Origin of the sequence: Pseudomonas sp. Irchel 3A5 (genome assembly GCF_900187575.1) — a bacterium.
GTDB lineage: Bacteria > Pseudomonadota > Gammaproteobacteria > Pseudomonadales > Pseudomonadaceae > Aquipseudomonas > Aquipseudomonas folii.
The window spans coordinates 340,041-363,036 of the sequence record NZ_FYDU01000002.1; the positions used below are offsets into that span (position 1 = coordinate 340,041).

The window sequence follows — 22,996 nt, forward strand, 5'->3', positions numbered from 1 at the left end:
CGCGCCAATTTCGCTGTGGCCCTTGAAGTCCGGGTGCCCAGCCGTTTGAAGTCAGTTAAAGAGGTCGCCATGTCTTCTAGCCGCACTGAGGCCGTCAAAGCCTATCTGCTCGATCTGCAAGACCGGATCTGTACTGCTATGGAACAGGAAGACGGTGATGCCCGTTTTGTCGAAGACGCCTGGACTCGCCCCGCAGGTGGCGGTGGTCGTACGCGTGTTGTCGAGAATGGCGCAGTGATCGAGAAAGGCGGCGTCAACTTCTCTCATGTCTTCGGCACCAGCCTGCCACCCTCCGCCAGCGCCCACCGGCCTGAACTGGCCGGACGTGGTTTCGAGGCGCTGGGCGTGTCGCTGGTGATCCACCCGCACAACCCTCATGTGCCGACGTCCCATGCCAACGTACGCTTCTTCATTGCCGAAAAAGAAGGCGAGGAAGCCGTCTGGTGGTTCGGCGGCGGTTTCGATCTGACGCCTTATTATGGTGTCGAAGAAGACTGCGTGCATTGGCACCGCGTTGCCGAACAGGCGTGTGCGCCGTTTGGTGCTGACGTCTATCCACGCTACAAGGCGTGGTGCGACAGCTACTTCCACCTCAAGCATCGCAACGAGCCACGCGGCGTCGGCGGCTTGTTCTTCGATGATTTGAACCAGTGGGATTTCGACACCAGCTTTGCCTTTATGCGCGCGATTGGCGATGCCTTTATCAACGCCTATCTGCCCATCGTGCGTCGTCGCAAAGCAGACGCTTATACCGCGCAGCAACGCGAGTTTCAGGAATTCCGTCGCGGGCGTTATGTGGAATTCAACCTCGTCTACGACCGTGGCACGCTGTTCGGCCTGCAATCCGGCGGGCGTACTGAGTCGATCCTCATGTCGCTGCCACCGCAAGTGCGTTGGGGCTACGACTGGAAAGCCGTGCCAGGTAGTGAAGAGGCGCGCCTGACCGAGTATTTCCTGCAGGATCGGGATTGGTTGGCGTTGGGTTGACGATTATTTAGCGGTGAGCGAGTTCTCGGTAGGAGCCAACTTGTTGGCGAGGCGTTGTGTCAGGTACACCGCCTCGCGAACAAGTTCGCTCCTACCGAGGCCGAGTCTGAAATTAAACAGGAAACCCAATGGACCACTACGCCGTCTTCGGCAACCCCATCGGCCACAGCAAGTCACCGCTGATTCATGGCCTGTTCGCCGAACAAACCGGTCAACCGCTGGATTACCGCACGGCGCTTGCGCCGCTGGATGATTTCACCGCATTCGCCAAGGCGTTCTTCAACGAAGGCCGTGGGGCCAACGTGACAGTGCCGTTCAAGGAACAGGCTTATCGCATGGCTGACAGCCTGACCGAACGCGCCCGGCGTGCAGGCGCAGTCAACACCCTGAGCAAGCTGGCTGATGGCACCTTGCTCGGTGATAACACCGATGGCGCGGGGCTGTTGCGGGATCTGACGGTTAACTGCGGCGTGAGTCTGCGTGGCAAGCGCGTGCTGTTACTCGGTGCGGGCGGCGCAGTGCGCGGTGCGCTGGAGCCACTGTTGGCCGAGCGCCCGTCGGTATTAGTGATCGCTAATCGGACGGTAGAAAAAGCCGAGCTGCTGGCTCAGCAATTTGCTGATCTGGGCCCCGTATTTGCCAGCGGTTTCGATTGGCTGGAAGAGTCCGTGGATGTCATCATCAACGCCACCTCCGCGAGCCTGACCGGAGAACTGCCGCCGATTTCGCCGAGCCTGATCGAGCCAGGTGAGACCTTCTGCTACGACATGATGTACGGCAGCGAGCCTACAGCCTTCTGCCGTTGGGCCGCCGAGCATGGCGCGGCGCAATCTGTGGATGGCCTGGGCATGCTGGTCGAGCAAGCCGCAGAGGCCTTTCTGCTATGGCGCGGCGTGCGACCGGATTCAGCGCCGGTGCTGGCCGAGTTGCGCAGGCAACTCGCGGCTTAATCCTCGAACCGGATCGGACATTTCTCCCCTTCCAGCTTGCGCAGCTCATCAATCACCTGCGGCCGGGCCCGACGCAACGTCAGGGTCCGGCCTTGATCACGCAGGCGTCGGGCTTCCTGATGAAGCATCTCGACGCCGGAGTAATCGATGAAGTTAATGTGCTGCGCCTCAATGACCACGTGTTTGCCTTCTGTGCGCTGCAGTCTTGTCTGCAAATAGTGGCTGGCACCAAAAAAGATTGATCCGCCAACGCGCATGATGTCTTCGTCACCGTCGCGCCATTGCTGCACGACCGGCTGTGAAGTGCGCTTGAGGTAGAAGAACAGCGACGCCAGCACACCCGCGTAAATGGCGGTTTGCAGTTCGAGCAGTAATGTCGCGACGCAGGTCAGCGCCATGACCAGAAACTCGGAGCGACTGACCCGGTACAACGCACGAATACCGCGCCGGTCCACCAGCCCCCAACAAATCAGCAGAATCGAAGCCGCCATGGCCGGTATGGGAATGTGCGCGATCAACGATGCCCCGGCGACGGCAAACAGCGCGACCCACAAGGCGGAAAATATCCCGGCCAGGGGTGAATTGGCGCCCGCTTCGAAGCTCAATGCCGAGCGAGTAAACGAACCTGCTGACAGAAAGCCCGAGAACAGGCTGCCTCCCATATTTGAAAGACCTTGAGCGCGGACTTCCTGGTTGGCGTCGATCAGTTGCTGAGAGCGGGTGGACAGCGAGCGTGAAATCGACAGGCTGTTGACCAGCCCGAGCATGCCCACCGCCACGGCGGATGGCAGCAGTTTGAGGATCAGTTCCGGATCCAGCGGCAGCGGGCTCAACGGTGGCAGATGCCCGACAAATGCAGAAACCACGCGAACATGGCCAAACATCGCAGGCCATAGCCAGACCAGCAGACTGGAGGCGATCAGTGTGATTAACAGTGTGGGCCAGCGCGGTACCAGCAGCTTGAGGACCATGCCGAGCACCAGCGTCAGCAAACCCAGTATGAGTGACGGCGTGTCCAGCTCGCCTCGATGCTCTAGCACCGCAATCAGGCTTTTCAGGGCGGTGGTCTGACTGGGTAAATCGATGCCGATCAGGTTGGGCATTTGCCCCAGAGCAATGACCACGGCAGCACCCAGGGTGAAACCGAGCACCACCGAATGGGAGACGAAGTTCACCAGCGCGCCGAAGCGCACCATGCCAAGCAATAACTGGAACAGGCCGGCAATGAACGTCAGCAGCAGAATCAGGGTGATGTAATCCTGACTGGCCGGGACCGCCAGCGGGCTGATGCTGGCGTAGAGCACGACTGAAATCGCCGCCGTCGGCCCGCAGATCAGGTGCCATGACGAGCCCCACAAACAGGCGATCATGACCGGCACTATCGCCGCGTATAAACCGTACTCGGCAGGCAATCCGGCGATCAGGGCGTAAGCAATGGACTGTGGCAAGGCCAGAATCGCCCCGCTCAACCCCACCAACGCATCACGACCCACGGTGGCGCGAGTCTGGCGGGGAAGCCAGGCAAGAAACGGCAGGAATTTATGGCGGTTGAGCCAACCCATGAAACGCTCTTTGAAGGATTGCGGAGGGGTTAGGGTACAACAGTTGATGGAGCCGTCCTCTGTGGGAGCGGTGCTTGCCCGCGATAAGGCTTGACGCGATCTAAAATGAACCGCGTCCAGCCTTATCGCGGGCAAGCACCGCTCCCACAGGTAATGCGCAGACTTTGGGAGGTATTAGAGCTTCGCCTTCACCGCCGCCAGTGCATCTTTGTCATCAATGGTTTTCACGCCATCCAGCCATTTATCCAGCACGGCCGGGTTGGCTTTGATCCAGGCTTTGGCCGCGGCAGCATTGGTGACTTTATTGTTGGTCACGTCGGCCATGATGCTGTTTTCCATCTCCTGAGTGAACGTCAGGTTGGTCAACAGCTTGCCTACGTTCGGGCAGGCCTCGGCGTAACCTTTGCGCGTCAGGGTGTGCACGGTGCCAGTGTCGCCGAAGTATTTCTCGCCGCCTTTGAGGTAATGCAGGCCTTTGATCTGGACGTTCATCGGGTGCGGCGTCCAGCCGAGGAACACCACGAACTGGTCTTTTTTCATCCGGCGATTCACCTCAGCCAGCATCGCTTGCTCGCTGGATTCGACGAGCTTCCAGCTGCCTAGATCAAATTCGTTCTTCTTGATGATTTCCTGAATCGACAGGTTGGCGGGCGCGCCGGAGCCAATGCCATAAACCTTCTTCTCGAACTTGTCGGCGAATTTATTCAGGTCGGCAAAGTTATGCACACCCGCGTCCCAGACGTAATCCGGTACGGCCAGGGTGAATTCGGTGCCGTCCAGATTCTTCGCCAGTTGGGTGACATCCCCGGTCGCGACAAACTTGTCATAGAAACCCTGTTGCGCAGGCATCCAGTTGCCCAGGAAGACGTCCAGCTTGCCATCCTTGAGACCGCCGTAAGCAATCGGCACCGCCAGGGTATCGACCTTGGCTTTGTAGCCCATCCCGTCCAGCAGGAAGCCGGCAATGGCGTTGGTTGCAGCAATGTCGCTCCAGCCTGGGTCGGCCAGTTTCACTGTGCTGCAACTTTGCTCGGCAGCCTGTACCGCAAGGCTGCTTAACGCCAGGACCCCAATCACGAGTGTTTTGGATAACGTCTTCATTAACTTCCCCTAGTTTTTTGATTTTTTGGCAGGGTCAAGGTTGTGGATAACGTGCCTTGCGCTCCAGATCGTCCAGATCAATGTGGTTGCGCATGTACTGCTGACTGGCGTCTACCAGCGGCTGGTGATCCCAACTCTTCAGCTTGCCGAGTGCCAGCGATTCGGCGACAAAGCGCCGTCTGCGCTGGCTGGCGAGCACCTGGTGGTGTATCGCCGGTATATCCCATTTGGCCCGTGCTTCAGCCAGGAATTCATTGAACAGTTGCTGGTGAGTGTCCGACTGGCTCAGCTCTTCCAGTTCCTGTGGATCGTTATGGACATCGAACAGCAGGCATGGGTCCTGCTCCGAATAAATGAATTTGTACGCGCCACGCCGAATCATCATCAACGGGCTGTTGGTACCTTCGGCCATGTATTCGCCAAACACTTCATCGTGGCCGCCCTCGCCCAGCAAATGCGGCATCAGTGACTGACCGTCCAGTGGCAAGCCATCCACCAGCTCGCCTTCAGCCATCGCGACAAATGTCGGCAACAGATCGGCGGTGGAAACCGCGGCGCCAACGCGTCCGGCCTTGTACTGGCCTGGCGCGTAAACCAGCAGCGGTACCCGAGCTGCCATTTCAAACCAGTGCATTTTGTACCAGAGACCCCGTTCGCCCAGCATATCCCCATGATCGCCTGAGAACACAATGATGGTGTCGTCCGCCAGACCGATCTCTTCCAGGGTCTGCATCAGCTTGCCGACGTTGCTGTCGATGTAGCTGCAGGCGCCGAAATAAGCGCGGCGTGCGTCGCGGATTTTCTCCTCGGGCAACGGCTTGTCCCACAGATCATAGACTTTCATTAACCGCTGGGAGTGCGGATCCTGATCAGCCTGGTCGGGCTGATGCTGCGGCATCGGAATTTCTTCGTCGCTGTACAGATCCCAGAACGGTTTGGGAATGGTGTACGGGTCGTGCGGGTGAGTCATGGAGACCGTCAGGCAGAACGGTTGATCGCCGTCGTTACGCACGTGATCGAATAAGTATTGCTGGGCTTTGAAGACCACTTCCTCATCGAAGTCCAACTGATTGGTGCGCACGCATGGACCGGCCTGCAGCACCGACGCCATGTTGTGATACCAGGTCGGACGCACATCCGGCGCGTCCCAATTGACGGCCCAACCATAGTCGGCGGGATAGATATCACTGGTCAGGCGTTCTTCGTAACCGTGCAACTGGTCGGGCCCGCAAAAGTGCATCTTGCCGGACAGTGCAGTCTTGTAACCCAGACGGCGCAGGTAATGGGCGTAGGTCGGAATATCGGCGGGGAATTCAGCGGCGTTGTCGTAAGCGCCGATCTTGCTGGGCAACTGACCGCTGACCAGCGTGAATCGTGACGGCGCACACAGCGGGCTGTTGCAGTAAGCAGCATCGAACACCACGCCTTCAGCAGCGAGGCGACTCAGATTAGGCATCTTGATAGGAGACGAAGCGTAGAACGGCAACATCGGCGCGGCCATTTGATCGGCCATGATGAAAAGAATATTTTTGCGCTTCATGTATTCGCGGCATCCCATAGTGAATATTTATGCGAAAGTGCTGCGATTGAGGATGGGACCCATGGGATTTATGGTAAAGCCCATGCAAGGCAATGCCTAGGATAAGTGCAGCTTATGTTTGAATCGCTTGGTGAAATGTCGCTGGATCTGCTGCGGGCGTTCGAGGCCGCTGCGCGCCTGCGCAGTTTTACAGCAGCGGCTGTCGAGCTGGGCACCACTCAGCCCGCCGTGAGCCAGCAGATCAAACGCCTTGAAGAACAACTGGCCACCCGCTTGTTTGATCGGATCTACCGTGGCATCGAGCTGACGGATGCGGGCGACATTCTTTTCAGCCACGTGCAGACCGGCTTGCAGTCGATGGACACAGGCTTGATCGCGATCACCCATCAGCATCAACACGAAGTGCTGCAGGTCGCCACCGACTTTGCTTTCGCGGCTTACTGGCTGATGCCTCGTCTGCATCGTTTTCACGAAGCTCATCCGGACGTGGACGTCAGCCTCGTCACCAGTGAGCGCAGCCACAGCATGCTGCGCGCCGATATCGACGTCGCCGTGCTGTTTGGCGACGGGCGTTTCAAACAAGGCGAGAGCCGCTGGTTGTTCAGTGAAGAAGTATTCCCGGTGTGCAGCCCGCAGTTACTGGCCGGGCGTGAGCCGCCGTTGCCCACTGATGTACTGCGAGAGTTTCCGCTGCTGCATTTACGTGGCGAAGGCAGCGCCAACTGGTTCGACTGGGGCGGCGTGTTCCGCGCCTTGAACATCCCCCAGGCCCCTGCTCCCGGGCAATTGCGGTTCGACAACTACACCTTGCTCATCCAGGCCGCGATAGCGGGCCAGGGCGTCGCCATCGGCTGGCGTCATCTGGTGGACGCCCTGCTTGATCAAGGATTGTTGTGTCGCCCTATCGACGGGACAGCGGTCTCCGCTTATGGCTATTACGTAGTACTGCCACAACGCAAACGGCGGGTGCAGATTGTTCAGCAGTTTGTGGATTGGCTGGAAAGTGAGCAGGCGCAGAGCGGGACTTCGTTGACAGGCAGGCCGTTGCCGTCGATTGCTGTTTAGCAGAGTTGTCTCTTGTGCGACTCGATAGTTCGTCCATGTTTTAGCTATATATTTTTTGTGGTCCGAACTTTCCTACGTTACTTTAGGACTTGACCTGTATTTACTTTTTGGCCCGCGTCGAGTTACTTGTGTTCCAAGGTTTTCAGATCTTGTATCTGAATTTTCTGGCTAAGGTAATTATATATGGCACACATAAAAGTAAAGTTGTTTATGTTGAGTGCATACGTTGTCCTTATCACCGCTATGCGCTGGACTTGGTACAGGGTGAAGATACGGGCTTGGTATTGGGTGTATAACCTAATAAGGGTAATCCTGATTTATTATATTTTAATTGGCTTGATTGGAATGCGAATGGGTTTTTTCGCTTAATTATATTTGTGAGATAAGAGATGGCTGAAAAATTAAACCCTAACGATATAAAAACACTAGAAATACTCCTTCAGTATGATTCTGCATCTAGTATGTATGCTTTTCTACAGATCAAAGGGTACAAATATGCAACATTAGCTGAGAGTGTCGTGACGGGAGGATCTGTATCAGGCAACGCCTCTATGAATTTCTTGCGGCTGACCGCGCGTGACGCTGGCAAGACGATTAACGAGTCGCGGATCTACAACGCAATGGCGCGGCAGTATCTCAGTACATTGTCCGCTCAGCTGGCGAGTCAAGGCTATGTTGATCGTGATATCAATCATCAGGAGGCATGGGCGTTTCACAACAAAGTGTTCTCTGCTGCTGGGCTCGGTCCAGATGCCTGGACTTTGAATTCGGTTTTTAAAGTCATGCCATCCGAATCGACGAGAGAAGCTTATTGGAACGAGGTACTTGCTAATACGGGTAATCCTATGGGCGAGGTACAGATGGCATTCCGTACAGAAACTTTTATGGGAACAGCATCTGTCATCGGATCGCCTGAAATGAAAGCCATTGCCGACGGGTGGCGGGCTCGGGTCGACACGTTGTCTACCTACAAGGCGGCTGCATCTGGATTTGGTGGCGCTGTGCAAAAACGCGTTGATGCTTTTTTCAATAATCTATCGCAAGAGGTCTTCGGTATTCCGTCGTCTGAGCTTCCAGTTATTGATCTTGGCGCGTTGCCGCCCCCTACTCCAACGCCAAGCCCAGCAGTGACTACCACGCCTACCCCGCCGGCTAGTCTGCCCCCTGCTCCTGTTGTTCCAAAGCCACCAGCCAAACCGCGTCAACGACCACGAGGTAAACGCAGACCGCAACACGGTCCTACCACGGGCCGTGGACATCCTGATAGTGGACATCATGGTGGCGGTTCAGGTGGCGGTGGCGGCGGCGGCGGTGGAGTTCTTACTATCAGAAACTGATAGCTCGCCCGTCACGGCTATTCCGTCACAAGCATTTTTGCATTCTGCTTGGAAATCGATTCTGGTCTGTGGATAACTCACTTAGCGAGTCAGAATAGCCCCGATAAACAGTATCCAGCCAACCGCAGGGAGCACATATGCCAGAGATTCAGGGCTATCACGCGCATGTCTATTTCGACGCTGACACCATCGAGCAGGCTCGGGCTTTGTGTGAGGCGGCGGTCGAGAAGTTTGGTTTGGCGATGGGCAGGGTTCACGAGCGGCCGGTCGGCCCGCATACCGACTGGAGTTGTCAGTTGGCGTTTGATCATCAGCAGTTTGCCGATGTCATGCTATGGCTGGCGCTGAGTCGCAATGGTCTGGTGGTGTTCACTCACCCGTTGACCGGTAATGAACTGGCGGATCACACCGAGCATGCTATCTGGATGGGGGCGGTAAGGCCTTTGAATCTGGGGATGTTCAGGCGCTAATGCGAAATAAATCGGAACCTGTGGCTCTGACACCGCGCTGTCGTGCAGTAGACATTGGATCTGGAGTGAGCTTGCTCGCGATGGCGTCAGTTCAGGCGATCAATTCGCCGGCCAAGAGACCCAATCGCGAGCAAGCTCACTCCTACAGGTACAGGTTTTTGTTAATTCAAAACACCATCCAGAATCGCGTAAACAATCCCGGTGCCCACGGCGATCAGCACTACGTCGGTGCCCATACGACGCCATTCGTAGCCATCGTAATGAGGCAGGTGTTGCAGCGAGCGCGAGTCCAGGCGTTTGCCGTAGCCGGGTGGCAGCGGACGACCTTTGACCACATGAATGTTCGGCGGCAGCGGCTGACCACGGCCGATCACGTCGCGGTGCTGCTGGATGGTATTGCGCACGCTATCAAAATTTTCCGGTGGACGATTGCCGCCGCGGTTGTCCTGATGGGCTTGCTGTTGCGGACGGTTGTCCTTGCCTGGGCCCGGGTTTTGACCCTGTCTGCCCTGCTCATGACCACCTTTGCTCTGCGGACCTGGACCTTGTTGCTGACCTTGACGGTTATCGTCAGGGCCGCCGCGCTGATCTTGCGGTGCTGCTTGCAACAGCGGACTGGCGCTGATCATCAAGATACCCAGCCCGGCAATCAAACGGTTCGGCAATTTCATGTGTTGCTCCTGAAAAATTCAATGCAGCAAAAAGGGGTTCAAGGCATGAACCCTGAACCCCTTTGCCTGACTACTTAGTACAGGCGTTTGCGCTTTGATTCCTCTGTATCAGGAACTTTACCTTCAGCTCACACGAGCTTTACGTACGCCTTCGGCCAAGGCCGCACACAGGCTCAATACGTCATCGACGCCCTGCTCTGGCGACGCAGCATTGGCGATCTTGTCCACCAGTGCCGAACCCACGACTACGCCGTCGGCGAGGCGAGCGATGGCCGCAGCCTGCTCCGGAGTGCGAATGCCAAAACCGACACAGATCGGCAGACTGGTATGACGATGCAAACGCTCGATTGCGCCTTCAACGTGCTCCATCGTCGCCGAACCCGCACCAGTCACGCCCGCCACCGACACGTAGTAGACGAAGCCGGAACTGCGCTCAAGAACACGCGGCAGACGCGCATCGTCAGTGGTTGGCGTGGTCAGGCGGATGAAATCGATGCCGGAAGCCTGGGCAGGCGTCGCCAGTTCGGCGTCATGCTCGGGTGGCAAGTCGACGATGATCAGACCGTCAACACCCGCTTCGCTGGCAGCGGCGACGAATTTTTCCACGCCATAACGATGGATCGGGTTGTAGTAACCCATCAGCACGATCGGCGTGGTTTGATCGTCGACGCGGAATTCGCTGACCATTTGCAGGGTTTTCAGCAACGTCTGACCGGCGTCCAGAGCACGCAAGGTCGCGAGTTGAATCGCCACCCCGTCAGCCATCGGGTCGGTGAACGGCATGCCCAGTTCGATGACATCGGCACCGGCTGCAGGCAAACCCTTGAGCACTTTCAGCGACGTGTCATAACCCGGATCGCCTGCGGTGACAAAGGTCACCAATGCCGCACGGCCTTCGGTTTTCAGCTGGGCGAAACGTTGTTCGAGGCGGCTCATACCAGCTTCTCCTGATTCTGTTCGGCAGCGGCCATGTGGTTCATGACGGTTTGCATGTCTTTGTCACCGCGACCCGACAGGCACACCACCATCAAGTGGTCGTCGCGCAGGTTGGTGGCGCGCTTCATGGCTTCGGCCAGGGCGTGAGCAGTTTCCAGGGCCGGGATGATGCCTTCCAGCAGGCAGCAATGGTGGAAGGCCTCGAGCGCTTCTTCGTCGGTGATGCTGACGTATTCGACGCGCTTCACTTCGTGCAGGTAAGCGTGCTCCGGGCCGATGCCTGGGTAGTCCAGACCGGCAGAGATCGAATGCGCGTCAGTGATCTGGCCGTCGTTGTCCTGCAGCAAGTAAGTGCGGTTGCCGTGCAGTACGCCTGGCACACCACCGTTGAGGCTGGCGGCGTGCTTGTCGGTATCAACACCGTGACCACCGGCTTCGACGCCGATGATGTCCACGCTGCTGTCATCCAGGAACGGGTGGAACAGGCCCATGGCGTTGGAGCCGCCCCCGACGCAAGCGATCAGGCTGTCTGGCAGACGGCCTTCCTTCTCCTGCATCTGGACCTTGGTTTCCTTGCCGATGATCGACTGGAAATCACGAACCATCGCCGGGTACGGGTGTGGACCTGCCACGGTGCCGATCAGGTAGAAGGTGTCGTCAACGTTGGTTACCCAGTCACGCAATGCTTCGTTCATCGCGTCTTTCAGGGTGCCGGTGCCGGAGGTGACAGGGACGATTTCAGCGCCCAGCAACTTCATGCGGAATACGTTGGCTTGCTGACGCTCGATGTCGGTGGCGCCCATGTAGATCACACATGGCAGGCCAAAGCGTGCAGCGACAGTAGCCGTTGCCACGCCGTGCATGCCTGCGCCGGTTTCGGCGATCAGACGCTTTTTGCCCATGCGCTGGGCCAGCAGGACCTGGCCGATACAGTTATTGATCTTGTGCGCGCCTGTGTGATTCAACTCTTCGCGCTTGAAGTAGATTTTGGCGCCGCCGCAGAACTCGGTCAGACGCTCAGCGAAATACAGAGGGTTTGGACGACCAATGTAATCACGCTGGAAATAGGCGAGTTGCTCGACGAATTCCGGGTCGGCTTTGGCAGCTTCGTACTCGCGATTCAGGTCAAGCACCAGTGGCATCAGGGTTTCGGCAACGTAGCGGCCGCCGAATGAACCGAACAAGCCGTTGGCGTCTGGGCCGCTGCTGAAGTTGGTCTGGGTCATGTGACCTCCAGGGTCGATAAGCGAATGAGTGAGCCGGATCGGCAATGAACATACTTTAACCAGCGCCAACCCATCTGAAAACCGATAAGATCTCTGCAACCTGTCAGGAAAACTCACAGATACCATGAGCCACGACCTTCCTCCGCTAAATGCATTGCGAGCCTTTGAGGCCACTGCACGTTTGAACAGCGTCAGTCAGGCGGCCGAACAGCTGCACGTGACTCACGGTGCAGTAAGCCGGCAACTTAAAGTCCTTGAAGAACACTTGGGCATCGCCCTGTTCGTCAAGGATGGACGTGGCCTTAAACTCACAGATTCAGGCATTCGCCTACGAGATGCCAGCGGCGACGCGTTCGACCGCCTGCGCGCCGTGTGTGCCGAGCTCAGCCAGGGCAATGCGGATGCCCCGTTTGTGCTGGGCTGTTCTGGAAGCTTGCTGGCACGCTGGTTTATTCCGCGTCTGGGGCGGCTGAATGCGGACTTGCCGGATCTGCGCCTGCACTTGTCAGCGGGTGAAGGTGACCTGGATCCGCGTCGTCCCGGACTGGACGCGCTACTGGTGTTCGCCGAGCCGCCGTGGCCGACGGACATGCAGGTCTTCGAGCTGGCGAGTGAGCGAATCGGTCCGGTGTTAAGCCCGCACTTCGTCCGTTACGCACAATTGCGGCAGGCACCGGTAGAAGACTTACTCGACGAAACCCTTCTGCAAACCACGTCGCGGCCGCAAGCCTGGCCCAGTTGGGCACAACAAAACGGCATCGACCCGAAAGCGCTGCAATATGGGCAGGGTTTTGAGCATTTGTATTATTTGCTGGAAGCGGCCGTGGCTGGCCTGGGAGTTGCGATTGCACCTGAGCCGCTGGTGGCGGATGACCTGCGGGCTGGTCGCCTGGTTGCGCCATGGGGTTTCAGCGAAACCCCGGCGCAACTGGCGTTGTGGGTTCCCAAACGTGCCGCTGATGGGCGCGCTCAATCATTAGCCAACTGGTTAAAAAATGAGCTGAAACGTTCGGGAAGGCCCTGAGCGTCTAATCAGTTGCCGCGTTTGAACAGCAGGTAGGCAGCCAGCAGGCCAACCGCGCCCACTGCAACACCGGCAGTAGTCCAAGGGTGCTCTTGCGCGTAGTCGCGGGTAGCAACGCTGGTTTCGCGGGTTTTGACTTTCACGTCTTCATACACATCGCTCAGCAGGCTGCGCGAGTGGCTCAGCGCGCTTTCAGCGTTGGCTTTCAAATTCTTGAGGGTCTTGCGCGATTCGTCCGACGCGTCGGATTTCAAGCCTTCAAGTGCTTTCAACAGACTTTCGATTTCCGCTTCCATGCTTTGAAGCGAGGCTTTACGAAGTGAAGTGCTAGCCATGATGTTTCTCCTGCGATGGTGAGTGGCATGTGTTGTTTCCGACTACGGGCTTTTCAGAAAGTGCGTTTGTGTTTTCGCAAAATGCTGAACTTTTATGCCGCTTTTCCCCACAGAGGTAGGGAGCGTGCCCACTGCTGCGCTCGTAATGACCCTTAGGAGAACTGCCATGACTGATCATCACACCTACAAGAAGGTCGAGCTGGTTGGCTCGTCTACCACCACCATCGAAGACGCGATCAACAACGCGTTGGCCGAGGCGAGCAAGAGCATCAATCATCTGGAATGGTTCGAAGTGACTGAGACTCGCGGTCATATTGAAGATGGCAAGGTTGCGCACTTCCAGGTCACCCTGAAAGTAGGCTTTCGGATTGCCAACAGCTGATCATCGCTGAACTTTCGCACTGGCTGATTGCCATATCCTCCGCTACACAGATAGAGCCCGCTGTTGCGAACAATCGTCGGCGTGGTTAATTCTTTCAGGTCGTTTGCCATGTAGATGACCTGATTTGGCCTGACGAAGGAGTTTGACCAATGAAGAAGTTTCTATTGGCGGTAGGTTTGCTGAGCATCGCCGGTACCACCCTGGCGGCTGGCAAACCGTGCGAAGAGTTGAAAGCGGAAATTGACGCAAAGCTTCAGGCTAAAGGCGCTTCGTCCTACACGCTTGAAGTCGTCGACAAAGGCAGCGTGACCGACAAGAAAGTTGTCGGCAGCTGTGAAGGCGGCGCCAAGGAAATCGTGTATCAGCGCGGCTGATCTGATTGCGGACACAAAAAAACCGACTCGTTGAAGTCGGTTTTTTTGTGGTCGGAATTCAGCAAATTCGTAGGACCGGCTTCAGCCGGGAGAGGGCCAGTACATGCGCTGTAAATTCTTCGTTAGAAACAATGCCCTCCCGGCTAAAGTCGGTCCTACGAGTTTAAAGCGGCTTCAGCCAGGATTTCATACGAACGCAAGCGATCCTCATGCTCATACATGTCGCAGGTGAAGATCAGTTCATCAGCGTCGGTCTGCTCCAGCAACACGTCCAGCCGGGCCCGAATTTTTTCCTTGCTGCCAACCATCGCGAGGCCGAGGAAGTCGCTTACCGCTTCACGCTCATGAGGCAACCACAACCCTTCCATGCTCTTCACGGGCGGCTTTTGCATCAAAGTCTGGCCGCGCATCAGCGATAGAATCCGCTGATACAGCGACGTCGCCAGATACTCTGCATGCTCGTCCGTATCGGCAGCTACCAGCGGCACACCGAGCATGACGTAGGGCTTGTCGAGCACTGCGGAAGGTTCGAAGTGATTGCGATAAACCCGAATGGCTTCGTGCATGTAGCGCGGCGCGAAGTGTGACGCAAATGCATAAGGCAGACCGCGTTGCCCGGCCAGTTGCGCACTGAACAGGCTTGAACCCAGTAACCAGATCGGCACATTGGTGCCAGTGCCCGGGACGGCGATGACTCGCTGATCGGGTGTGCGTGGGCCAAGGTAGGCCATCAGCTCAGTCACATCTTCAGGGAAGTCATCGGCGCTGCCAGAGCGCTCCCGGCGCAGTGCGCGAGCGGTCATTTGATCGGAACCCGGCGCTCGGCCCAGACCCAGATCGATACGCCCCGGATACAGGCTTGCCAGCGTGCCGAACTGTTCAGCGATCACCAGTGGCGCGTGGTTGGGGAGCATGATGCCACCGGCACCGACGCGAATGGTCGATGTGCCGCCCGCCAGATAGCCCAGCAGGACCGAAGTCGCCGAACTGGCGATGCCATCCATATTGTGGTGTTCGGCCACCCAGAAGCGGTTGTAGCCCAATTTTTCGACGTGTTGCGCCAGGTCAAGAGAGTTGCGCAGCGACTGAGCAGGACCTGAGTCGTGGCGTACCGGCACCAGATCGAGCGTGGAAATCTTCACATCAGCTAAACGTTTCATAGGTCGTCAACGATCCTCGAAAGTGTTTTTGCAGGCTTGGCGCATGACCCGTCTGATGGAGAAAACGCTGATGACCGAAACCCGCGGTTGTTAAAGAGGATAAGGGCATATGCCTCAGATTCAATCCCTAAAGTAGAAAAATGCTACTTTATTTTCGGATCCTTCCCGCAGTTGAACTTTCCAGACCGAGCTATCCTCAGAAACCTTAACCCCGTGCGAAACCGCACTTATCCATGAGGAGACACCATGAGCATTGTCAAAAAAGCATCGGCCCATTGGGAAGGCGACCTGAAGACTGGCATCGGCAGCATTTCCACTGAAACCGGCGTATTGCGTGAAGCGCCATACGGCTTCAAGGCTCGTTTCGAAGGCGGCAAAGGCACCAACCCTGAAGAATTGATCGGCGCAGCGCATGCTGGCTGCTTCTCCATGGCGCTGTCGATGATCCTGGGTGGCGAGAACCTCACCGCTGAAAGCATCGACACGACTGCAGACGTCACGCTCGACCAGGTTGATGGCGGCTTCGCGATCACCGCAGTTCACTTGACGCTGAAGGCCAAAGTGCCGGGCGCGACTCAAGAGCAGTTCGAAAAACTGACCACTGCGGCCAAAGAAGGCTGCCCGGTGTCGAAAGTCCTGAATGCAAAAATCACTCTGGACGCTACGCTGCTTAGCTGATCGGACCAGGATAGATGATTGACCTGTAGGAGCTGCCGAAGGCTGCGATAGCGGTGTCTCAGGACGATCGCTACCGCAGCCTTCGGCAGCGCCTACAGTGTCAGGCTAAGGTCAGTTCGTTTAACCTTCCACATCCAGCATCCAGTGCCGACGTATCTTGCGACGATGCCAAGCCGAGTTGTACTGCATGCTTTCCCGTGACTGCGCGATCAACTGGCAGCCATCCTCCTCAGCATTACTAAGCTCAAATCCCCGGCTTGCTCCAATGGCGTGTTTGTCAGAGCCGTAGAACGCGATTACACGTACTTCCAGGCTGGAAAACTTCCACTCTTGCGCTGGTTTTTGGCCCTGCATGGGAATCGCGTGCAGCAGCGCCAAACGTTGGATGAGAGAAGCGAAGGAACCGATATGGGTGAAATCGCCGGTGCCCAATGGCCCCTGACGAGTTGCGTTGTGCAGGATCAGGTCCTGTTCGATTTCGCCTTTGCTTTCTTCGCGTATATCAGTGACATCGCAGCACAGTTCGCCCTGGTTGGTGTTGAGCACCAGCACGATCTGATTGATGAAGATGGGCTCTGCGCTCATGTTGCTGATCAGGCACAGGGAGCCGATGCCTTTACCTGCGCCCCGATTGATAATGATCCGCGGTCGACGCTGGCGGCGGTAATTGTTCAACAGCAGTTGTGCGTAGAGCACCCAGACAATCAGCGTACCGATGCTGATCAGGACCGTCAGGGCGTCCTTGTACTGGATGACCCATTGGATGAAAGGTGCGTTCATACATCACTCAGTCAGTTAATCGTCAGGATGTGATGGGTCACTCACAAAGAAGTTCGACCCGACTGACGAGTGCCGAACTTGCTGAGACCGGGTAATGTCTATGGAAAGGAGCGGCGCAGGCGCGAGAATCATTCTGGCGCGTGCTGCTCTAGTGGTATCGAGGAGTCGAGCATGAAACGTTTTGCATTAGCCGTATTGGGTCTGTCGCTGGCCACCAGCGCCCTCGCCGCGCCTAAAGATTGTGAAGAGTTGAAAGCCGAGATCGAGGCCAAGATTCAGGCCAACAACGTCAGTTCCTACACTCTGGAAATCGTCACCAATGACGAGGCCCAAGACCAGAACATGGTAGTGGGCACCTGCGATAACGGCACACGTAAAATCATTTACCAGAAGAACGATCGCTGATCGTCAGATACAGGTGACGTGGTCCTGCTCTGCCAGAACGTTACGCTTGGCATCCAGCAGTTCGGCGGTCACATCGTTGGCCAGTGAGCGGACTTCGATCATGTAGCGCTGCCCGGCGGCGAAGTTCGCGTAGCGCAGTTCGACATAGCAGGTCAGCTCGGTGTACTCGTCGCCCATGGCTGTGAAGCCACCGTAGTGGATTTCATAGTCATAGCGAACCTGAAGCCGGTGGCTGCCCGGCGATATCTGGAAGTAGCGCCCGTCGTAGGTAGTCTCGCCATCTACCTTGTCAGCCATGACCAGCTTGCCGGTCATGGTCCGCATATCGACCCAGGCTTGAGCAGGGTCAACAGCTGGCATGGGGCCTGCGCAGCCAGCCAGAATGGTCAGGGCTAAGAGCATCAGTAAAGGGCGCATGGTCGGCTCGGCTTCAATGGATCTCGATAGTAGTTGCGAAATGCCTTCGCTGTCCGGCATAACGCGCCATGTGTGCAACTTTAAAGGCTGTCCATGCCGAGTCTCAACGTTTTACGCCCAGGAGCCGGTTGGCTATTATTGGCGGTCTTGCTGCTCAGTGGTTGTTCCAGTCTTGATTACTACGACCAGTTAGTCAGCGGCCAGTTGCAGTTGCTGCGGGCTCGTGAGCCCGTCGAAGATGTGATCGCTGATCAGAGCCGCGATCCGAAACTTCGCCAGCGCCTGGCTTTGTCCCAGCAAGCCCGCGACTTTGCCAGCAACCAGTTGCACCTTCCAGAAAATAAAAGCTACCGGCTCTATGCTGATCTCGGACGTCCCTACGTGGTCTGGAATGTGTTCGCCACGGACGAATTCTCTCTTGAACCGATCACCCATTGCTTCCCCATCGCCGGGTGCGTGGCCTATCGCGGGTATTACAGTATCGGCGGTGCCAGAGGCGCTGCGGCGTTACAGCGCCAAGAGGGAAAGGACGTTTATGTCGGCGGCGTGGAAGCCTACTCCACTCTGGGCTGGTTCAATGACCCAATCCTCAGCTCCATGCTGGGTTGGGGCGATGAACGTCTGGCGACGTTGATCTTTCATGAGCTGGCGCACCAGCGTTACTACGTGAAGGACGATACCGAATTCAATGAATCCTACGCGCGTTTCGTCGAACAGGAAGGCACGTTGCAGTGGCGCGCTGCGCGGGGTCTTGCGCCTGAGCATGAAGTCCAGTCAAAACGGCGAGACGACCTTACCCGATTGATACTGGCTACCCGCGAGCGGCTGAAGCAGCTTTACCGCCAACCCCTGAGCGCTGAACTGATGCGCCAGCGCAAGGCGGCGGAGTTCGACAGGCTGCGCAGCGAGTACCGGCTATTGCGTGATCAGCAATGGTCGGGTGACAAGCGTTATGACGCCTGGATCAACGCGCCAATGAACAACGCCAGGTTGCTGCCCTTCGGGCTTTACGATCAGTGGGTGCCAGCCTTTGAAGTGCTGTTCAAAAAGGTGAACGGAGACTGGCAGGCGTTTTATGCGCAAGTGGAGCGTCTGGGCGCATTGCCGATTGCGCAGCGCCGGGCTGAGTTGCAGAGGTTGGCGGGTGGGTCCGAATGAGGTATTTGGCAGCATTGAACCTGTAGGAGCTCACCGAGGTTACGAGGCCAGCGATAGCGGCGTGTCAGACATACCGCCATCGCTGCCTCGCATTGCTCGTGAGCTCCTACAGGAAATGATAGATGCGTTTTTTACTTCAACCCCGACATCTTCTGAATGGCGCTCTTGAGCTCTTCATCAGTGCAGTCGCCGCAGGTGCCTTTGGCGGGCATGGCGTTAAGCCCTGTGATCGCCTTGGCCAGCAGGCCATCCAGGCCGCCCTGTTGATCGGCGCGCTCTTTCCAGGCGGCGGTATCACCGATTTTTGGTGCGTTCAGCAAGCCGATGCTGTGGCAGGCAGTACAGTGCTTGGCGATGATGTCGTCGGGGTTTTTGGCAGCATCACCGCCCGCGGATGCGACCACTCCCATTCCTGCGCATTCCTTGCCCTGAATGCAGACCTGGCCGACTGGCTCCAACCGTTTGGCAATCTCTTCATTGGTCGCTGCCTGAGCGTTGAATGCCCAAAAAGTCAGTGCTGCGGCAATGGCCAGAATCTTGTTGATCAGGTTCACGCTTCCACCCTCATGGAGACTATTCACGCACGCCTGCCACGGTTTAGCAGGCGGCGAGAGTATATCTCCTGCCCTGACCGTCCGAAACAACCCTGCAATCAGAAAGGTTATTGCGCTGTAGTTCTACGCTGAGAGGGTTGCGCTGCAGCCCTTGATTATCGGGCCTTTGGCTTAGAAGTTGGCCGGAGTGGCTGCGCTGATTAGTCGCGCCGGCACGTCAAACGGGTTACGAAAGCGGTGCGGCTTGGTGCTCTCGAAGTAATAGCTGTCGCCCTCTTCGAGAATGTAGGTGTCGAGCCCCACGACCAGCTCCAGACGACCTTCAACCAGGATGCCTGTCTCCTCTCCCTCGTGAACCAGCATCTCGATACCGGTATCGGCACCGGGCGGATAGACCTCGTTGAGGAATGCGATTGCGCGGCTCGGATGCGCCTTGCCCACCAGCTTCATGGTCACCGCGCCATCGGAGATATCAATCAGCTCGCTGGCCTTGTAAACCACTTGGGTCGGGTTCTGCTGCTCAAGTTCTTCAGAGAAGAACTCCACCATGGACATGGGAATCCCGCCGAGCACTTTCCGGAGTGAACTGATCGATGGGCTGACGCTGTTTTTCTCGATCATGGAAATGGTGCTGTTGGTCACGCCTGCTCGTTTGGCAAGTTCGCGTTGGGACAGACCCTTGAGTTTACGAATGGATTGCAGTCGTTCACCGACGTCCAATGCGGCAGTCCTCCTAGAGATAGGTCAGGCAAGGTCGAGTTGAGCGCCATCATGGCAATAGCGTTCAGTATTTACAACACTTGGACCGGCAATGGAATATCCAGGGAACTGGCTGGCAAGCGCCGCGCTGTCGAGCGGCTAACCATTACCCCTGTAGGAGCGCACGAGCACCGCGAGGCCGCGATGGCGGAGTATCAGGCAGCCCGCTATCGCTGCCTCGCGGTGCTCGTGAGCTCCTACAGAAAAAAGCAGCTCGATTCAGAGAGTTATCTTACGTTTGATAAACCCTTGGCACCCGGCGCAGATTGCAAAAGATTCGATACGGAATGGTGCCTGCGCGAGTTGCCAGGTCGCTGGCGAGGACATGTTTGCCCCACAGCTCGACCCGGCTGCCCAGGCCCGCATTCGGCAAGTGGCTGAGGTCGACACACAGCATGTCCATCGACACACGGCCCAGAAGCTGGCTCGGCTGGCCGTCGATCAACACCGGGGTACCGGTGGGCGCTTCTCGAGGATAACCGTCGGCATAACCCATGGCGACTACGCCAACGCGGCTGGCACGCTCGGTGATGAACGTTGCGCCGTAGCCGACCGCTTCGCCCGCAGGCAAATCGCGGACGCAGATGATTTTCGATTCCAGGGTCATGACCGGTTGCAGCTGATCAGCCACGGTTTGCGGCCGATCGAATGGCGTGGCGCCGTAGAGCATGATGCCCGGTCGTACCCAATCACTGGGAACATCCGGCCAGCCCATCACTGCGGGGGAATTGCGCAGACTGATTTCGGCGTTCATGCCCTGGCGGGCGCCTTCGAATACCGCGACTTGCTCGGCGCTGGACGGGCAGTCCAGTTCGTCGGCGCGGGCGAAGTGGCTCATGAGGACGATTTTCGCCACTTTGCCGCTGGACTGAAGGCGTTGGTAAGCCGCTTGAAAATCCTGGGGATGCAAACCAACGCGATGCATGCCTGAGTCGAGCTTGAGCCAGACAGTCAGCGGTTTGTGCAGGCGGGCCTGTTCAATGGCTTCCAGTTGCCACAGCGAATGCACCACGCACCAGAAATCGTGCTCGACGATCAGGTCCAGCTCATCAGCTTCGAAGAAGCCTTCCAGCAGCAGAACCGGTGCACGAATACCGGCAGCGCGTAATTCCAGCGCCTCTTCAATGCAGGCCACCGCGAAACCATTGGCATCGGCTTCAAGCGCCTGAGCGACTTGCACAGCGCCATGGCCATAGGCGTCGGCCTTGATCACCGCCAGTGCTTTCGCGCCGGAGGTTTCCCGAGCGAGGCGGTAGTTATGACGCAGGGCTTGAAGATCGATAATCGCGCGAGCTGGACGCATGGTGGGATTCTGATGGCAAAGGAATAGAACTGTAGGAGCTGCCGAAGGCTGCGAAGGGTCTTGGTCGCTGAGGTGACTTCAAGAATGTTCGCAGCCTTCGGCAGCTCCTACAGGGGATACGTTGTTAAGGAAGTGCTGCCACAACCGACAGCTCAACCAGTATTTCCGGTTCGCACAGCTTTGCTTCGACAGTTGCACGTGCGGGCGCGACGCCTTTTGGCAGCCATTTATCCCAGACGCTGTTCATTCCGGCAAAGTGGGCGTCGATGTCTTTCAGGTAAATCGTCACTGACAGGATGCGACTTTTGTCAGTACCGGCCAGATCCAGCAAGCGCTCGATGCTGTTGAGGGTCTCGCGGGTTTGTTGTTCGATCCCGGCGGCCATGTCGTCACCGACCTGGCCTGCAAGGTACACGGTGCCGTTATGGACGACGACCTGGCTCATGCGCTCATTGGTGAGCTGGCGCTGGATGGACATTTTTTGCGATCTCCCTGGTGCTGCCGTAACGAGAAATATCAAGGCCTTCGGCGCTGATCTGAGGTTTCTGGCGAGCAATCAGGTCCGCCAGCAAACGACCCGAACCGCAGGCCATGGTCCAGCCCAATGTACCGTGGCCGGTATTGAGGAACAGGTTACGGTACGGCGTAGCACCGACAATCGGTGTGCCGTCCGGCGTCGTGGGGCGCAGACCGGTCCAGAAACTGGCCTGGCTCAAGTCACCGCCGCGAGGATAAAGATCGTTGACGATCATCTCCAGTGTTTCACGTCGACGCGGGTTCAGCGACAGGTCAAAACCGGCAATCTCTGCCATCCCGCCGACCCGGATACGGTTATCAAAGCGGGTAATCGCCACCTTGAAAGTCTCATCGAGAATGGTCGATGTCGGGGCCATCGCCGGATCGGTGATCGGCACCGTCAGCGAATACCCCTTGAGCGGATACACCGGAGCCTTGATTCCCAGTGGCTTGAGTAACTGCGGCGAGTAGCTGCCGAGTGCCAGGACGTAACGGTCGGCTGTCTCCAGCTTGCCGTCGATCCACACGCCATTGATGCGGTCGCCAGCGAAATCAATGCGCTCGATGGACTGGTTGTAGCGGAACTCAACGCCCAACTGCACAGCCATCTCGGCCAGGCGAGTGGTAAACATCTGGCAATCGCCGGTCTGGTCGTTGGGCAGACGCAGAGCACCCGCGAGAATATTGGTCACACCCGCCAAAGCCGGTTCAACCCGGGCAATATCGTCGCGGTTCAAAAGCTCGAATGGCACGCCGGACTGTTCAAGAACAGAGATGTCTTTGGCGGCGTTATCCAGTTGCTCCTGAGTGCGGAACAGCTGAGTTGTACCCAGTGTGCGGCCTTCGTAAGCGATGCCGGTTTCAGCACGCAATTCGTCCAGACAATCGCGGCTGTATTCGGACAGGCGAACCATGCGTTCTTTGTTTACGGCATAGCGGTTGGCCGTGCAGTTGCGCAACATTTGCGCCATCCACAGGTATTGGTCGATATCGGCAGTGGCTTTGATCGCCAGCGGTGCATGGCGCTGAAGCAGCCATTTGATCGCTTTGAGGGGCACGCCGGGCGCTGCCCAAGGCGATGCATAACCCGGCGAAACCTGCCCCGCATTGGCAAAGCTGGTTTCCATGGCTACTGCTGGCTGGCGATCCACGACCGTAACCTGCATGCCTGCCCGTGCCAGATAATAAGCACTCGTCGTGCCGATCACACCACTACCAAGGACCAGAACGCGCATGTTGATTTACCTCATCGCGGATATCCGCTGACGTTTTGAAGTTTTAAGCAAGGATGTGAGCAGTATATGCA

The 22,996-nt window shown here is 57.2% G+C and carries 26 protein-coding genes; 11 read left to right on the plus strand and 15 right to left on the minus strand.

Annotation, left to right across the window (positions count from 1 at the left end):
* Nucleotides 1-69 precede the first annotated feature (69 nt).
* On the plus strand, nucleotides 70-987 hold the full coding sequence (gene hemF / locus CKW31_RS04110) for an oxygen-dependent coproporphyrinogen oxidase (RefSeq protein ID WP_095093146.1): 918 nt from the start codon (nucleotides 70-72) through the stop codon (nucleotides 985-987).
* A gap of 128 nt (nucleotides 988-1,115) precedes the next feature.
* Entirely contained in the window at nucleotides 1,116-1,937 is an 822-nt protein-coding gene (aroE, locus tag CKW31_RS04115; protein WP_095093147.1) for a shikimate dehydrogenase, read from the plus strand.
* Here aroE and CKW31_RS04120 read toward each other — a convergent pair.
* From CKW31_RS04120 to betC, 3 genes are all read right to left on the minus strand, one after another.
* The gene (locus CKW31_RS04120; RefSeq protein ID WP_095093148.1) at nucleotides 1,934-3,499 is read right to left on the minus strand and encodes a SulP family inorganic anion transporter; all 1,566 of its coding nucleotides are present in this window, start codon (nucleotides 3,497-3,499) and stop codon (nucleotides 1,934-1,936) included. The genes aroE and CKW31_RS04120 overlap by 4 nt on opposite strands.
* A gap of 174 nt (nucleotides 3,500-3,673) precedes the next feature.
* The gene (gene choX, locus CKW31_RS04125; RefSeq protein WP_095093149.1) at nucleotides 3,674-4,600 is read right to left on the minus strand and encodes a choline ABC transporter substrate-binding protein; all 927 of its coding nucleotides are present in this window, start codon (nucleotides 4,598-4,600) and stop codon (nucleotides 3,674-3,676) included.
* Nucleotides 4,601-4,634: 34 nt separating this feature from the next.
* The gene (gene betC, locus CKW31_RS04130) at nucleotides 4,635-6,140 is read right to left on the minus strand and encodes a choline-sulfatase (protein ID WP_095093150.1); all 1,506 of its coding nucleotides are present in this window, start codon (nucleotides 6,138-6,140) and stop codon (nucleotides 4,635-4,637) included.
* A 114-nt stretch (nucleotides 6,141-6,254) separates the two neighbouring features.
* Here betC and CKW31_RS04135 point away from each other — a divergent pair, with 114 nt between their 5' ends.
* The 3 genes from CKW31_RS04135 to CKW31_RS04145 all read left to right on the plus strand — a co-directional run bounded on the left by CKW31_RS04135 (nucleotide 6,255) and on the right by CKW31_RS04145 (nucleotide 9,012).
* A complete protein-coding gene (locus CKW31_RS04135; protein WP_095093151.1) occupies nucleotides 6,255-7,205 on the plus strand; it encodes a LysR family transcriptional regulator in 951 nt (316 codons plus the stop codon).
* A 389-nt stretch (nucleotides 7,206-7,594) separates the two neighbouring features.
* A complete protein-coding gene (locus CKW31_RS29455; RefSeq protein WP_141230111.1) occupies nucleotides 7,595-8,542 on the plus strand; it encodes a hypothetical protein in 948 nt (315 codons plus the stop codon).
* Between the two features lie 137 nt (nucleotides 8,543-8,679).
* Nucleotides 8,680-9,012 (plus strand): DOPA 4,5-dioxygenase family protein, encoded by a 333-nt coding sequence (locus CKW31_RS04145; protein ID WP_095093153.1) that lies wholly within the window; start codon nucleotides 8,680-8,682, stop codon nucleotides 9,010-9,012.
* 161 nt (nucleotides 9,013-9,173) lie between these two features.
* Here the strand turns inward: CKW31_RS04145 and CKW31_RS04150 are convergent, their stop codons facing one another.
* From CKW31_RS04150 to trpB, 3 genes are all read right to left on the minus strand, one after another.
* Nucleotides 9,174-9,683, minus strand: coding sequence for an anti-virulence regulator CigR family protein (locus tag CKW31_RS04150; RefSeq protein WP_095093154.1), 510 nt, complete (start codon nucleotides 9,681-9,683; stop codon nucleotides 9,174-9,176).
* Nucleotides 9,684-9,806: 123 nt separating this feature from the next.
* A complete protein-coding gene (gene trpA, locus CKW31_RS04155) occupies nucleotides 9,807-10,619 on the minus strand; it encodes a tryptophan synthase subunit alpha (RefSeq protein WP_027901552.1) in 813 nt (270 codons plus the stop codon).
* Entirely contained in the window at nucleotides 10,616-11,845 is a 1,230-nt protein-coding gene (gene trpB, locus CKW31_RS04160) for a tryptophan synthase subunit beta (RefSeq protein ID WP_095093155.1), read from the minus strand. The genes trpA and trpB overlap by 4 nt, the downstream gene beginning before the upstream one ends.
* A 124-nt stretch (nucleotides 11,846-11,969) precedes the next feature.
* On the opposite strand from trpB, the gene CKW31_RS04165 reads away from it, so the two are divergent.
* Nucleotides 11,970-12,869: a LysR family transcriptional regulator gene (locus CKW31_RS04165; RefSeq protein WP_095093156.1), complete on the plus strand. Its 900-nt coding sequence runs from the start codon at nucleotides 11,970-11,972 to the stop codon at nucleotides 12,867-12,869.
* Nucleotides 12,870-12,877: 8 nt separating this feature from the next.
* On the opposite strand, the gene CKW31_RS04170 is transcribed toward CKW31_RS04165, so the two are convergent.
* Nucleotides 12,878-13,204, minus strand: a complete 327-nt coding sequence (locus tag CKW31_RS04170) for a YqjD family protein (protein ID WP_095093157.1) — start codon at nucleotides 13,202-13,204, stop codon at nucleotides 12,878-12,880.
* A 166-nt stretch (nucleotides 13,205-13,370) separates the two neighbouring features.
* Here CKW31_RS04170 and CKW31_RS04175 point away from each other — a divergent pair, with 166 nt between their 5' ends.
* Together CKW31_RS04175 and CKW31_RS04180 are read left to right on the plus strand one after the other, a co-directional pair.
* Nucleotides 13,371-13,586, plus strand: coding sequence for a dodecin (locus CKW31_RS04175; RefSeq protein ID WP_027901548.1), 216 nt, complete (start codon nucleotides 13,371-13,373; stop codon nucleotides 13,584-13,586).
* A 149-nt stretch (nucleotides 13,587-13,735) separates the two neighbouring features.
* Nucleotides 13,736-13,960 carry a DUF1161 domain-containing protein gene (locus CKW31_RS04180; RefSeq protein ID WP_027901547.1) on the plus strand — a complete coding sequence of 75 codons (225 nt, stop codon included), beginning with the start codon at nucleotides 13,736-13,738 and terminating at the stop codon, nucleotides 13,958-13,960.
* A gap of 155 nt (nucleotides 13,961-14,115) precedes the next feature.
* Here the strand turns inward: CKW31_RS04180 and CKW31_RS04185 are convergent, their stop codons facing one another.
* Complete coding sequence (locus tag CKW31_RS04185) at nucleotides 14,116-15,120, minus strand: LLM class flavin-dependent oxidoreductase (RefSeq protein ID WP_095093158.1); 1,005 nt, start codon at nucleotides 15,118-15,120, stop codon at nucleotides 14,116-14,118.
* A 246-nt stretch (nucleotides 15,121-15,366) separates the two neighbouring features.
* Here CKW31_RS04185 and CKW31_RS04190 point away from each other — a divergent pair, with 246 nt between their 5' ends.
* Complete coding sequence (locus CKW31_RS04190) at nucleotides 15,367-15,798, plus strand: OsmC family protein (RefSeq protein ID WP_095093159.1); 432 nt, start codon at nucleotides 15,367-15,369, stop codon at nucleotides 15,796-15,798.
* Nucleotides 15,799-15,918: 120 nt separating this feature from the next.
* On the opposite strand, the gene CKW31_RS04195 is transcribed toward CKW31_RS04190, so the two are convergent.
* On the minus strand, nucleotides 15,919-16,578 hold the full coding sequence (locus CKW31_RS04195) for a hypothetical protein (RefSeq protein WP_176469773.1): 660 nt from the start codon (nucleotides 16,576-16,578) through the stop codon (nucleotides 15,919-15,921).
* Nucleotides 16,579-16,749: 171 nt separating this feature from the next.
* Here CKW31_RS04195 and CKW31_RS04200 point away from each other — a divergent pair, with 171 nt between their 5' ends.
* Nucleotides 16,750-16,983 (plus strand): DUF1161 domain-containing protein, encoded by a 234-nt coding sequence (locus tag CKW31_RS04200; RefSeq protein WP_027901543.1) that lies wholly within the window; start codon nucleotides 16,750-16,752, stop codon nucleotides 16,981-16,983.
* A 3-nt stretch (nucleotides 16,984-16,986) separates the two neighbouring features.
* Here the strand turns inward: CKW31_RS04200 and CKW31_RS04205 are convergent, their stop codons facing one another.
* A complete protein-coding gene (locus tag CKW31_RS04205; protein ID WP_176469783.1) occupies nucleotides 16,987-17,343 on the minus strand; it encodes a hypothetical protein in 357 nt (118 codons plus the stop codon).
* Between the two features lie 150 nt (nucleotides 17,344-17,493).
* On the opposite strand from CKW31_RS04205, the gene CKW31_RS04210 reads away from it, so the two are divergent.
* Nucleotides 17,494-18,558: an aminopeptidase gene (locus CKW31_RS04210; RefSeq protein ID WP_095093160.1), complete on the plus strand. Its 1,065-nt coding sequence runs from the start codon at nucleotides 17,494-17,496 to the stop codon at nucleotides 18,556-18,558.
* Between the two features lie 131 nt (nucleotides 18,559-18,689).
* Here CKW31_RS04210 and CKW31_RS04215 read toward each other — a convergent pair whose 3' ends face one another.
* From CKW31_RS04215 to dadA, 5 genes are all read right to left on the minus strand, one after another.
* A complete protein-coding gene (locus tag CKW31_RS04215; RefSeq protein ID WP_095093161.1) occupies nucleotides 18,690-19,112 on the minus strand; it encodes a cytochrome c5 family protein in 423 nt (140 codons plus the stop codon).
* Between the two features lie 171 nt (nucleotides 19,113-19,283).
* The gene (locus CKW31_RS04220) at nucleotides 19,284-19,832 is read right to left on the minus strand and encodes a cupin domain-containing protein (protein ID WP_095093162.1); all 549 of its coding nucleotides are present in this window, start codon (nucleotides 19,830-19,832) and stop codon (nucleotides 19,284-19,286) included.
* 271 nt (nucleotides 19,833-20,103) lie between these two features.
* A complete protein-coding gene (gene alr / locus CKW31_RS04225) occupies nucleotides 20,104-21,174 on the minus strand; it encodes an alanine racemase (protein WP_095093163.1) in 1,071 nt (356 codons plus the stop codon).
* Between the two features lie 124 nt (nucleotides 21,175-21,298).
* Entirely contained in the window at nucleotides 21,299-21,652 is a 354-nt protein-coding gene (locus CKW31_RS04230; RefSeq protein ID WP_095093164.1) for a RidA family protein, read from the minus strand.
* A complete protein-coding gene (dadA, locus tag CKW31_RS04235; RefSeq protein ID WP_095093165.1) occupies nucleotides 21,624-22,925 on the minus strand; it encodes a D-amino acid dehydrogenase in 1,302 nt (433 codons plus the stop codon). Before dadA ends, CKW31_RS04230 begins: the two co-directional genes overlap by 29 nt.
* Nucleotides 22,926-22,996 lie beyond the last annotated feature (71 nt).

Bases quoted from the DNA above. Each gene is read 5' to 3' on its own strand.
- CKW31_RS04210 (WP_095093160.1), top strand. From the start codon at position 17,494: ATGCCGAGTCTCAACGTTTTACGCCCAGGAGCCGGTTGGCTATTATTG.
- CKW31_RS04170 (WP_095093157.1), bottom strand. From the start codon at position 13,204: ATGGCTAGCACTTCACTTCGTAAAGCCTCGCTTCAAAGCATGGAAGCG.
- CKW31_RS04190 (WP_095093159.1), top strand. From the start codon at position 15,367: ATGAGCATTGTCAAAAAAGCATCGGCCCATTGGGAAGGCGACCTGAAG.
- aroE (WP_095093147.1), top strand. From the start codon at position 1,116: ATGGACCACTACGCCGTCTTCGGCAACCCCATCGGCCACAGCAAGTCA.
- CKW31_RS04150 (WP_095093154.1), bottom strand. From the start codon at position 9,683: ATGAAATTGCCGAACCGTTTGATTGCCGGGCTGGGTATCTTGATGATC.
- CKW31_RS04120 (WP_095093148.1), bottom strand. From the start codon at position 3,499: ATGGGTTGGCTCAACCGCCATAAATTCCTGCCGTTTCTTGCCTGGCTT.
- hemF (WP_095093146.1), top strand. From the start codon at position 70: ATGTCTTCTAGCCGCACTGAGGCCGTCAAAGCCTATCTGCTCGATCTG.
- CKW31_RS04230 (WP_095093164.1), bottom strand. From the start codon at position 21,652: ATGTCCATCCAGCGCCAGCTCACCAATGAGCGCATGAGCCAGGTCGTC.
- CKW31_RS04180 (WP_027901547.1), top strand. From the start codon at position 13,736: ATGAAGAAGTTTCTATTGGCGGTAGGTTTGCTGAGCATCGCCGGTACC.
- CKW31_RS04135 (WP_095093151.1), top strand. From the start codon at position 6,255: ATGTTTGAATCGCTTGGTGAAATGTCGCTGGATCTGCTGCGGGCGTTC.
- CKW31_RS04165 (WP_095093156.1), top strand. From the start codon at position 11,970: ATGAGCCACGACCTTCCTCCGCTAAATGCATTGCGAGCCTTTGAGGCC.
- trpB (WP_095093155.1), bottom strand. From the start codon at position 11,845: ATGACCCAGACCAACTTCAGCAGCGGCCCAGACGCCAACGGCTTGTTC.
- CKW31_RS04205 (WP_176469783.1), bottom strand. From the start codon at position 17,343: ATGCCAGCTGTTGACCCTGCTCAAGCCTGGGTCGATATGCGGACCATG.
- trpA (WP_027901552.1), bottom strand. From the start codon at position 10,619: ATGAGCCGCCTCGAACAACGTTTCGCCCAGCTGAAAACCGAAGGCCGT.
- CKW31_RS04185 (WP_095093158.1), bottom strand. From the start codon at position 15,120: ATGAAACGTTTAGCTGATGTGAAGATTTCCACGCTCGATCTGGTGCCG.
- CKW31_RS04200 (WP_027901543.1), top strand. From the start codon at position 16,750: ATGAAACGTTTTGCATTAGCCGTATTGGGTCTGTCGCTGGCCACCAGC.
- CKW31_RS29455 (WP_141230111.1), top strand. From the start codon at position 7,595: ATGGCTGAAAAATTAAACCCTAACGATATAAAAACACTAGAAATACTC.
- dadA (WP_095093165.1), bottom strand. From the start codon at position 22,925: ATGCGCGTTCTGGTCCTTGGTAGTGGTGTGATCGGCACGACGAGTGCT.
- CKW31_RS04195 (WP_176469773.1), bottom strand. From the start codon at position 16,578: ATGAACGCACCTTTCATCCAATGGGTCATCCAGTACAAGGACGCCCTG.
- CKW31_RS04145 (WP_095093153.1), top strand. From the start codon at position 8,680: ATGCCAGAGATTCAGGGCTATCACGCGCATGTCTATTTCGACGCTGAC.
- choX (WP_095093149.1), bottom strand. From the start codon at position 4,600: ATGAAGACGTTATCCAAAACACTCGTGATTGGGGTCCTGGCGTTAAGC.
- alr (WP_095093163.1), bottom strand. From the start codon at position 21,174: ATGCGTCCAGCTCGCGCGATTATCGATCTTCAAGCCCTGCGTCATAAC.
- betC (WP_095093150.1), bottom strand. From the start codon at position 6,140: ATGAAGCGCAAAAATATTCTTTTCATCATGGCCGATCAAATGGCCGCG.
- CKW31_RS04175 (WP_027901548.1), top strand. From the start codon at position 13,371: ATGACTGATCATCACACCTACAAGAAGGTCGAGCTGGTTGGCTCGTCT.